Source organism: Clostridium sp. FP2, from assembly GCF_011065955.2.
Taxonomy (GTDB): Bacteria; Bacillota; Clostridia; order Clostridiales; family Clostridiaceae; genus Clostridium_AD; species Clostridium_AD tagluense.
The window spans coordinates 185811-197600 of sequence record NZ_JAAMNI020000001.1 but is presented as its reverse complement, the minus strand read 5'-3'; the positions used below and the strand labels follow the sequence as shown (position 1 = coordinate 197600).

The 11790-nt window shown below is 31.9% G+C and carries 5 protein-coding genes and 1 rRNA gene; 1 reads left to right on the top strand and 5 read right to left on the bottom strand.

The genetic code is table 11. The annotated features are described in order from the left end of the window. Positions 1 to 270: 270 nt before the first annotated feature. A 16S ribosomal RNA gene (locus G9F71_RS00995) occupies positions 271 to 1788 on the bottom strand. Between the two features lie 738 nt (positions 1789 to 2526). Then, positions 2527 to 3660 carry a pyridoxal-phosphate-dependent aminotransferase family protein gene (locus G9F71_RS00990; RefSeq protein ID WP_164952547.1) on the bottom strand — a complete coding sequence of 378 codons (1134 nt, stop codon included), beginning with the start codon at positions 3658 to 3660 and terminating at the stop codon, positions 2527 to 2529. Between the two features lie 277 nt (positions 3661 to 3937). On the opposite strand from G9F71_RS00990, the gene G9F71_RS00985 reads away from it, so the two are divergent. Further along, entirely contained in the window at positions 3938 to 4792 is an 855-nt protein-coding gene (locus G9F71_RS00985) for a hypothetical protein (protein WP_164952546.1), read from the top strand. An 873-nt stretch (positions 4793 to 5665) separates the two neighbouring features. Here the strand turns inward: G9F71_RS00985 and G9F71_RS00980 are convergent. From G9F71_RS00980 to G9F71_RS00970, 3 genes are all read right to left on the bottom strand, one after another. Next, positions 5666 to 6307 (bottom strand): hypothetical protein, encoded by a 642-nt coding sequence (locus tag G9F71_RS00980; RefSeq protein ID WP_164951696.1) that lies wholly within the window; start codon positions 6305 to 6307, stop codon positions 5666 to 5668. Between the two features lie 43 nt (positions 6308 to 6350). Continuing rightward, positions 6351 to 10163 (bottom strand): P-loop NTPase fold protein, encoded by a 3813-nt coding sequence (locus G9F71_RS00975; RefSeq protein ID WP_164951695.1) that lies wholly within the window; start codon positions 10161 to 10163, stop codon positions 6351 to 6353. 125 nt (positions 10164 to 10288) lie between these two features. Next, complete coding sequence (locus G9F71_RS00970) at positions 10289 to 11782, bottom strand: TnsD family Tn7-like transposition protein (RefSeq protein ID WP_164951694.1); 1494 nt, start codon at positions 11780 to 11782, stop codon at positions 10289 to 10291. Between the last annotated feature and the right edge of the window lie 8 nt (positions 11783 to 11790).

Genomic DNA, 11790 nt, shown 5'->3' with positions numbered 1-11790 from the left:
ACGTTTTAATTCATTTTGCGAAATTGTATTAAATTCATCTATACACCACTTACGTGGCTTTAACTTATTAAAACAACTTTAATTTCACTGTGCAATTTTCAAAGAACATTTTTAGAAAGATTAAATTTTTAGTTAACTCCAAAGAGTTAACTAAAATTAGTCTCTCAAAATTAAACAGAGAATAGGTTACGAGTAATTACAGTAGACATTTTGAAGAATAATTAAATTCTTCTTGTTGCATTGACCGAAGTCTTTGCATCTACTCCCTAGAAAGGAGGTGATCCAGCCGCAGGTTCTCCTACGGCTACCTTGTTACGACTTCACCCCAATCATCAATCCCACCTTCGGCCGCTGGCTCCTTACGGTTACCTCACGGACTTCGGGTGTTACCAACTCTCATGGTGTGACGGGCGGTGTGTACAAGGCCCGGGAACGTATTCACCGCGACATGCTGATTCGCGATTACTAGCAACTCCGGCTTCATGTAGGCGAGTTGCAGCCTACAATCCGAACTGGGATGAGTTTTTGAGTTTGGCTCCACCTTGCGGTCTTGCATCTCTTTGTACTCACCATTGTAGCACGTGTGTAGCCCTAGACATAAGGGGCATGATGATTTGACGTCATCCCCACCTTCCTCCCGGTTAACCCGGGCAGTCTCACTAGAGTGCTCAACTAAATGGTAGCAACTAATGATAAGGGTTGCGCTCGTTGCGGGACTTAACCCAACATCTCACGACACGAGCTGACGACAACCATGCACCACCTGTCACCCTGTCCCGAAGGACTTCGCCCATCTCTGGGTTATGCAGGGGATGTCAAGTCTAGGTAAGGTTCTTCGCGTTGCTTCGAATTAAACCACATGCTCCGCTGCTTGTGCGGGCCCCCGTCAATTCCTTTGAGTTTTAATCTTGCGATCGTACTCCCCAGGCGGAATACTTATTGTGTTAACTGCGGCACCGAGGTTCGACCCCCGACACCTAGTATTCATCGTTTACGGCGTGGACTACCAGGGTATCTAATCCTGTTTGCTCCCCACGCTTTCATGCCTCAGCGTCAGTTACAGTCCAGTAAGTCGCCTTCGCCACTGGTGTTCTTCCTAATCTCTACGCATTTCACCGCTACACTAGGAATTCCACTTACCTCTCCTGCACTCTAGACACCCAGTTTCAAATGCAGCACCCAAGTTAAGCTCGGGTATTTCACATCTGACTTAAATGTCCGCCTACGCATCCTTTACGCCCAGTAAATCCGGACAACGCTTGCCACCTACGTATTACCGCGGCTGCTGGCACGTAGTTAGCCGTGGCTTCCTCCTCTGGTACCGTCATTATCGTCCCAGAAGACAGAACTTTACAACCCGAAGGCCTTCATCATTCACGCGGCGTTGCTGCGTCAGGGTTTCCCCCATTGCGCAATATTCCCCACTGCTGCCTCCCGTAGGAGTCTGGACCGTGTCTCAGTTCCAATGTGGCCGATCACCCTCTCAGGTCGGCTACGCATCGTTGCCTTGGTGGGCCGTTACCTCACCAACTAGCTAATGCGCCGCGGGTCCATCTCAAAGTGGAATTTTCCGAAGAAAAATCCTTTGATGTCTCAATCATGCGATCAAAACATATTATGCGGTATTAATCTCCCTTTCGGGAGGCTATTCCCCTCTTTGAGGCAGGTTACCCACGTGTTACTCACCCGTCCGCCGCTAATCCACCCCGAAGGGTTTCATCGCTCGACTTGCATGTGTTAGGCACGCCGCCAGCGTTCGTCCTGAGCCAGGATCAAACTCTCAATTTAAAAGTTTACACTTTTTATTTGAAATGAATAATCTGCGCCAACTGTTAAGCTGGTTAGCAAGCTCATTACATACTTTTTAGTCTTACGACTAAAATTACTTTTTTATCTAAAGTAATTAACTGGTCTAACGAAATATTATTTCGCTATTTTACCTATTTCTCTGTTTAATTTTCAAAGACCAATTTGCTTTGTCATCATGTGACGACTTCTACTATTTTACTTGGTATTGCTTGTTTTGTCAATAACTTTTTAAAATTAATTTTCATATAAAAATTTATTAAATTGTAATTAACATCTAACTTTCTGAGCCACTCTTTCGTGACTACAAGGATTATTCTATCATATACACATATAAGGCATTTATGCTAACTCTTGAAATACGACAACTATATATAATATTCTTTATAATACTACTAATTATGCAGTTTCTTTGATACTGATACACTAGGGATAGTATACTCTATTTAATCAAAGGAATACTGAAATCGCCTTACTATTACTCCTTTATAGTTCATAAGGCCTATTTACTTAGTAACATTTAAACTGTTTTTTTATCCCTCATTGATTTATATATATTTTTTTTGCTAATTGCATGAACTTCATCCACTTAGCTTTCTATATTATTATTTCATCTATATATATGAAGCAAAATAAAAAAGTCGATGACTTATCACCGACTTAAATTTTATTCTACATATATACTTACCGCTCATACTCCTTTAACCCCAAACTATTAAATTATATCTCATTTAAAAAAACCTCAACCATGTCTTTTTTACATTGAAAACCTAACACCTTTAATGAGTTTTGTAATGCTAATAGAGTATAGACCATTTTATTCACTTTCGCATTTTCACCCATATGACCTATTCTTATTACTTTCCCTTGTAGATAACCGAAGGAACCAGCTATAAACACATTAAATTCCTTAATCATATGCTTTAATAATTCTTTATCATCTATGCCCTCAGGTATTTCTATAACCGTTACAGTATTGGAATATCCCTCTTCAATATATAAATTAAGCCCTGCCTCCATTACCGCTTTTCTTGTAGCTTTGCCAATAGAATTATGTCTTTCAATTACCCCTTTATCTTCTAATATATTATCAATTGCCTGCCTTAGTCCAACAATATCACTTATTGGTGGCGTATATGGAAACCATTTATTTTCGTAATAATCCTTCCATACAAGTAAATTGCAATAGTAAGCAGCTATAGGCTTTTCTCTCTGCTGCATTAATTTAAATGCATCTTCACTTATACTTAGAAAAGTTAGCCCTACTGGAGCCGAAACACACTTCTGGGATGCGCCGAGTACTACATCTATTTTCCATTCATCTACTCTTATATCTTCTCCACCCATTGCAGCTACACTATCTACCACAGTTAATATGCCATTTTTCTTTAACAAAGGGCATATTTTATCTATATCATTTAAAACTCCTGAAGGAGTATCACAATGTACTACAGTAGCATATTTAAAATCATGATCCTTTTCTAAAAATTTTTCTAGTTCTATTATATCTATCTTACGTTTTCTATTACCTTTAAAAACGACCGCTTCTCCACCGTACATCTTAACAAAATCCGCAAATCCTTCTCCAAAGATTCCATTATCAATTACGAGTACCCTATCATGAGTCTCAGTTAGGGATGCACAAGCTGCTTCAAGGCCTAAAATCCCCTCACCACTTAGTATTCTAACTTGATTATTAGTTTTTAAAAACAGGCCTATTTTCTCACAGGTTTCTTTGTAAAATTCATAAAACTCTAAATCTAAATCTGGGTTAGTTGTAGCTAACGCTCTTGCCATTCTGACGTTTTCTCTTACCTCCGTAGGACCTGGAGTCATTATTTGAGACACTTTCATAATTTCCACCCCTTAAACTGTAGTTTACAATATCATATTAAAAATTATATCACTATTAATGGATTTTAAAAAATGTATCCATACAATAAACTTTACCATTTATAACCACTCTTCTACTTAAATTAAGCAATGATATAAATACCATACTAACAGCAATGAATTTAAAAATTATTATTTTTATGTATATTTTTTATTTTTTTGGAGATATTTTCAATATAATTATGTATCTTCATGATTTACATGGAGATATCACAAAAATAAAAGCAGGTGTGAAAATATGAGTATTAAAAAAAGTCCTACTAGTTGGAATCTTCTATTAATTACAATTATTTATAGTGTGATTTGCATAGTATTTACTAAAAATTTTACAGACTTAAATAGTACAACTCTTACTCATTTCGAAAAGGAAAATCCCAAGACTATAGCTACTATCCCCTCATATAAAAAGGTACTATCAAATAAACTATCTTATGCCTCTGCTTTACTGCCAACAGATAAACAATCCCCTACTCTAAGTCGTGGATATATTGAACATTTGAATACAAATTTTCCAAAAAAAGTAGAGGCCAATAATTATGAAGATGATCTCTATGCATTAAATGAATCTGCTCTCCTTGAAAGCTATTATACAAAAAAGGCCAGCATTAGCTCAAACATTATTAACCCTAAGGAAAATCCAGTTGTTAATGCTCATCTTCCAGATTATTTAATGTACAAGAATGTTAATATAACAGAATTAAAGGAATTTCTAAAATCAAAAAACTCTCTTTTAGTTGAAGAACCTTATTTTTCAGCAATATTATCTGTAAGCAAAGATTTTAATTTAAATCCACTTGTTATGTTCGCCATTACAGGCCAAGAACAATCCTTTGTACCAAAAGACAATAAAAACGCCTATAAAATTGCCAATAATCCCTTTAATGTGTTTTTTAGTTGGAAAAAATATAATACTAATATCCAAGATGCTGCTAGCATTGCTGCAAGAACCATAGTGAATTTGTGCAAAAATAAGCCTAATAACATTGAAGCCTTTACTTGGGTTAATAGAAAATACTCTGAAGATAAAAATTGGTCAAAAGCCGTTCGTTCTATATTTAATAAACTTGAAGATAATGTTTCTTATTGGAGATAAGTTATTCATTTATTTTGAAAATTAGAACCTTAATTCTCCACGTGTTTGCTTTGCCACTGATAGTAAATTTGTTCATACCCTGACCCATATATTCTATTATCAACTACTATTTCTGGAATCTTATCTATCTCCCGTTATATCCTTAAACGTAAACCCTGTATAAAATCCAATAAATATTATTTTAATTTAATCAAATCTTTTTTTGAAGGGCAGCCCCCTTTTTTAATGTGACAATTGTTAGATTTGAATAGAGTCCTGCCTCCGCACCCCCCTCAATCCCGCATTCCATCGTCACCCAATTTAATAAAGTTCTGCTTCTCAGACCACTTTTTTCTCTCTCAAAAATAATTCACGAAGCAAATCTATATTAAAATTCTAATAAAGTCTTGCTTTTTTCGTCCACCAAATCACCCTTAACCCTTGAAACCACTCAATTCATCTTCATCTTTCACTCTAATTCCTTTTCACGCTCTTTTTTCTCTCTTTTTTCCACCATTATTTCACCCAAAACTCTCCGTAGGAGTCCATCTTTACTTCCATCTTTATATCTCATTCTCTTTCTTATTATAGGTTCACGACTCTGTTCCTAAATGCTATGTAAGCCTCTGCTTGTGTGGGTTTATGTCATGCTATCGAACCTATCATTATCCCTTTCGGGATGGTTTCAAGGGAACTTTAGTTGGGGTTTTTATCGAGGATTTTTTCAAGGGAAAGGTAGGGGTAAAAGCGGAAAAAACTAATCGAGTGTGGCCGATTAGCTTTTTAGCAAAACTTTATTTTAATTTTGTCAGGACTTTATTTGGTGGAGCAGGTCTTTTTTTTAATGTGACATAGTACAATTAAGAATATCTTAATATTAATTGCATTAATTTATTACAACATCCCTTCTGAAACCCATCCGTAAGCTTCAAATTTATCGTAAATACCCTCATTTAAAATGTACTCTGCCCAATCCTCAATACGCTCCTCATATCCTTTTTCTTCATTTAATTCTTCATCAATATTACTTTTGGAATTATCATTGTTGCTTTCAACCTCTGTTATATCATGTTCTACCGTAACCCATAATGCAACAAACAAAATGCTTTCATTGCCAAACTCCTTGCATAAAGCATTAAAAACCCTATACTTACAATCGCAAATTAAATTCTCAATTGATGAATTCATTAAATCATCAGTATCCATATAATATTCTTCTTCAAAGTTCTTGTCAATAAGCTGTCCTATGCGTATTGGGTTAATCTGCAATAACTCTACCCAATCAGGATAATAAGGGTCAAATGACTCTTCAAATGCTTTTTCACAGAACAAACCATACATATTAGCAAGTGCTAACAAACGTATTAGAACCATGTGCCTCTCAATATCATTTGAATAATTTGTGAGTCCTTGTTTAACTAAACCATTCCATGATTTTTTTGCCCAGTTTAATTCGTAGTGTCCTTCCCATATATTAAATAGTCCATCTGCACTATCTTTAATATCCTCCCATGTTATAGTACATTTATCTGACATTTTAATCTCACCCCCAGAAATCGTATAATTTATTGACTAATGCTTACCTGAATTTTAAAGTTTCTTTTATCAAAGCCCTTTCATCATCAGAAAAATCAGTTGTTTTAAGAGCGTCCTTAAACGTCTTACTAAAGTCAAAAAGCTTTGTAATTTCTAATACACTTTTCTTAGCCTCATTATTTGATTTTTTAAATACCTCTACAATCTTTTCATTTAATACACTTTTACCATTATTAAACTTAAAGCCACTAAACTCATTTACTAACATTTGTGATAGTTTAATTATCTCATTATCCCCGAATTGGGTCCAAATATGATTTATAATATTAGCAATTGATTTTTTATCAAAATTGTCTTTATAATGACTAACTAATCTAAGCAAATTAAATAAATATAGAATTGTATCTTCGTCTGAAATGCCATTAATTAAATTCATTAACAATTCTTTATAGTTATCTATATTATTGAACTCTATCATGTCTTTTACGAAAATTATTGAATTACCATCATTCTCCAATAACAACAAATCCCTTATACAACTTTCTTTATTGTCTTGAATTGTAAATTTATCAATCACGCCTAATGCAAGACTTCTATTATAGGTAACATTATCCTTTAAATATTTAGCAATTTCAAAAATAGTATCCTTATCTATTGATTTAAATGTACTATTAAAATCATCCAATATGTTGTTGTTATCTAAATCTATATTTTGAAGAAGGAAATTTGAATAATCTTTTAGGTTACTATTTTCCTCATTGATACTTCTTCTCATATTTCTCAAATACTTAATCGCCATAACCTTAGTATCAAAAGTATTTGCATACATTATTACTTTATTTATTGATTCCTTATCATATGTTAAAGGAGTCTTTTGTCCAAGGTTATACAACCCTTTAATCATTATGTTAGGATTATAAGAAAATACATATGTTGTTAACAGCATTACATATTCCTCTAACTTTGAATCAGAAATAATATCCCTTACTGTGCCTATAACTTCTGTAAATGATTCTGACCATAGCGGATAACTTTGTGTATAACTATAAGAGCCATTATAATAAATCATCAACTTCTCCACTACTTCAGAAAGTAATTTGTGACTTAATTTATTTTTCAATAGTAATTTAATTATTATTATACATCTGTTAAATATATCACTATTTACTGCACCACCTACAAGAGCCAAATTAGTGTTAATCATATCAGTAATGTGTTTCAATTGCTCAAATGTTAAATTATCACTAATGTTATTTAAAATATTATCATAACCATCATCAACAAAGCATTTATCACTAATTATATTTATAGCTTTGTCTATTAATTTATAATTATTAGGTTCTATCTTATTATTTAGTAATTTTTCACCTTCCATAAAATATCCTAATTCAAAGCATTTAATAATAAAATCATTCAAATTATCGTTATTAAGATTTTTAATATTCCAATCTAAATCTATTATTATATTTGCTACGATTTTCATTATGTTTTTTGAATATGTTAAAGATATAAACTCATTTACAATGTCTGTCCCATTTTTATTTGAAATATCTCCTGCTACTGGTAAAAGTAATTCACAGACCTGGGTAGCATAAGTTTCATTGCATATAATCATTGATAATGGAGCTGAAAATTTTTCAATATCCTCTTCTCTAATTGTAACCGCAATTTCTTGAAAAGCTTCGTCTGCACTTCTCCTATCATCAATATCTTCTTCAGAACCTATATACTCACATATTTTTTTATAAAAATCATCACTAAAATACTCTTTCATTAAATCCCTATTCTTATTATAAATATCAATAATATAACTAATCGGATATTCTTTATTATTAATGAATTCCTTAATATACACTCTTACCTCTTCATTTAGTATTGTATTTTTCTCTAAACTTTTTTTTAATATCTCTTGTATTAATTTATTAAATGCATCTTCATCATACTCCGTTCCATTTTTTTGTTTCCAATTGTCACTTTTAGTTAATACATTATTTAATACGGTTAGCAACGTTCTTTCTATGCCTCGTTTTTCTGTTGCTTTTTCATAAATTAATAAATAGTTATCATAATCCACTTGCCAATATCTGAATTCAATATCATATTCACTAATTAAATTGAGTCTATTTGATACCAAATTAGCAAACTCCACACTTACTTCCTCTAATATATATTTTGCTAATTGCAACGCCACCTTTAAAGCCTGTTGAAACTCAATACTCTTTGATTCTTTTATACCCTGAATAACAATACTACTATCTACTAAAGATAGCTTACTATTATTTGAGTAAGCAATTATACCCACCTCATTACCACTTAATAAATCTTTTCTTATTGACCTTTGTTTTTCATCACCTGCACTTAATCCTAATGAATCCTGCCCTAAATAAATAAATGGGGATAAATTATCTGCATTTATATATTCCGTTTTCATAAGAAAACTTGCTAATGCTTTAAAAGATTCTTTATTATATATACCGTAAGTTTCTAATTCATCACATTCAATCTTACCTTTGTTAGAATAATACTCATCCATGAATTTTTGCATTAAGCCTCTATCCTGCAATAATAGATTATAGAACTCTGGAAAGTCCGTCTGTAATACCGATATTTTAGCTAATACTTTTAATCCAGTCTTACCTGTAACAAGCCCCTCCTCTAATTTTTTATTTTCTCTACTTTTAACAATTAGTATATTACTTACAAAAGTATTTATTATCTTTTTTATTTGTCTTGGCGTATTAACATATGGATGAATTAAAACTTCCTCTAATATAACTTTGAAGCTTGGACACTCATTGAATATTCCAGGTATTTCATTTTTACAAAGCTTATAGGCATATTCCTGCATATCCATATCAATTAATGGTGGCAATATAATTTTAAATTGAAATAATTTATCTAAATATGAATCACCATCAAATGAATTAGTATCATTTAGTTTTTTAGAATTTATAGCCTTTCTTAATATGGTATCATCAAATGGCACAATGAAAATACATTCTCTTCTTTCTACAAAAGCTTTGATAGCGTCAAGTGCGTCAACTATTTTTTTAGCACTAAGCCTATCTAAATCATCTATAACAATAACTAATTTCTTAAATTTAGAGTTACTTAACTTATACTTATCTAATGTTTCATTAAACTTATCTTCATATTCATCTGTACTTTCAATAGGAGGAGTAATTTCATATTTCACTATTTTTTTTGATTTGTATGCACTTATTAATTTAGAGATTTCCCCTATACCTATCAATAATAGAGGCATAAAAATTTTATCTTTAAATGACTTGATTGTTTCGTATACATTTATTTTACTTTTAACATCTATGTACTTGCTCCATGTTTTACTGAAATTATTATTGGAAGAAATCCACAGACTAAATAAATCAAAAAACATCAACATTATATATAAGGTTGTACTTGCTATTAAAAAATATCCTAAAAATACAAAAGTTCTCATTGTATTTTTTTTTATGAATTCCCATGTTGTTTCTTCCTTATCTTTCAAGTCAATATTTGTATGAAAAAGCTCTTTAAAATATTTAACTTTATCCTCTTTACCATTAAGATTTATATATAACTCCTTTAAAAAAGCCTTTTTAAGTGAAGTATTTTCATACTTCCAGGCATTAATCTCTTGAATTTTAAATTCTGGTTTACCACCTAACGCTTCTTTTAACATATTAATTATTGAACTTTTTCCTACACCCCACTTTCCAATAATAGCAATATTAAATGGTGCTTCATTATGTTCAATAATCATTTTCAGGTTATTTACATAGTCTTCATACGAAAAATCATCACTTGACTTACTCTGAATTGCCGAATCTTTAATAAATAGTTTATTAATTTTCACATAACTCTCCCTTCAATACTAAAATTTGTCATACTAATAATACCATTAAATATTATATTTTACAGCAGTATTATATATAATAAAAAAGCCCTAAGATAATAGCTATTACCTCAGGACTAAAAAAATTATTCTTCAATCATTTCCCCAACCATCTTCCTAACCCCTTCATCCTTAACCTCGCCAAATCCTGCATACTGACGAACCTTATAAATACTTATTCCAATTCCCTTCTCGTTCATCTCTTCAATAGCCCATTCTATCTTCCTTCTTCTATAAGTCTCAATATCCTCCACCACAGAATCTATATACTCGTGAGTTTTTATAAGTTTTTCACTTTTAAAATAACTGGTTATACCGCACTCCTGTCTAATTTTATTTTCAGTTAACCTAATAGGTTTACCTGACTTACTTAATAACTCTCCAACAGCTCTTCTTACAATCTTCAAACATTTCTTATCTCGTTCTCTCCAATCTACAATCTCTCCTTTTGGTTTTCTATTTTCATAAATTGGAGTAACTTTATGATACCATTCCTTTTGATATTTATAGATATATGTATATATCCCCTTGCCTATATCTTTTAATTGTCTCCTTGTTGCTCCTGGATTCTCTTTTATTATCTTTAACCATTGCTCTTTTCTTTCTTCAATATCTAACCTTGGTGTATTCATTACCACTACAGCTTTCGTATGCTCAATAGCCTTAGTTTCAAATACATCTTTTATATCAACATCTAAAAACTGCATTAATAGTATATGTCTGAGTACACTTTTGCTCTTTTTATCTTTTCTTATAAATAACCTTAACCAATTATTTTTATCATCATTATCATAATTGCTCCTCATACTACATAAGTAATTTACAGGATAAAATTCTTTAAATTCCTTTAGAAAATCCTTCATATATATAACTCCACTACGAGAAGCTAACTTTTTATCCCTTAACTTATTAATGCAAAAATCTATAATAAAGCTATTCTCTTTTCTTTGCACCTTATTATTCAATAGATATTCTACAGCTTTAATGTATTTAGTATTAAGGTCATAAAAATCGAATAAACTTCTATCATCATTTAAGTTAATTAAATTACTCCCTATAACATCATCGGCACAGAAATAGTCGTTAACATTATTATTCGTTGGTATATAACTTTCAACAAGTTTACTCTTATGTTTTTCACAAAATAATACCCCAGGTACTTGATGTATCCTTCGCCAGTAGCTTTCTCCTAATTTATCTAAGTCTTCGTTATAACATTGTTTACAATATTTTAAATGTTTATCAAACCTCGAGTTAGTAGAATTTGCACACACATAAGTAAGCAAGTTCTTCCTTGAACCTGTTAACATTTCATTATATATTATTTTTGTCCTATCATCAGGTAAAAAAGCTGTTACATATGGATACATTGTATGATTATTAATAATATAACTTTCAGTTATCCTTGTACCATATGGCAAATTACATATTAACGCTTTAATATGTAAAGGCAAATACATAAATAACTGCCTTTCTTCGGTATTACAAAAATCTCTATACAATGCTCTTTTACTAAATATCCCACACATTCTTTTGTATCTGGCCGCTATACTGTAGAATAACTCGTCTTTATATAACACTGGAAAGC

What these genes read in the sequence shown, in the direction of transcription:
- G9F71_RS00980 (WP_164951696.1), bottom strand. Translation starts at nt 6,307, where the DNA reads ATGTCAGATAAATGTACTATAACATGGGAGGATATTAAAGATAGTGCA.
- G9F71_RS00990 (WP_164952547.1), bottom strand. Translation starts at nt 3,660, where the DNA reads ATGAAAGTGTCTCAAATAATGACTCCAGGTCCTACGGAGGTAAGAGAA.
- G9F71_RS00985 (WP_164952546.1), top strand. Translation starts at nt 3,938, where the DNA reads ATGAGTATTAAAAAAAGTCCTACTAGTTGGAATCTTCTATTAATTACA.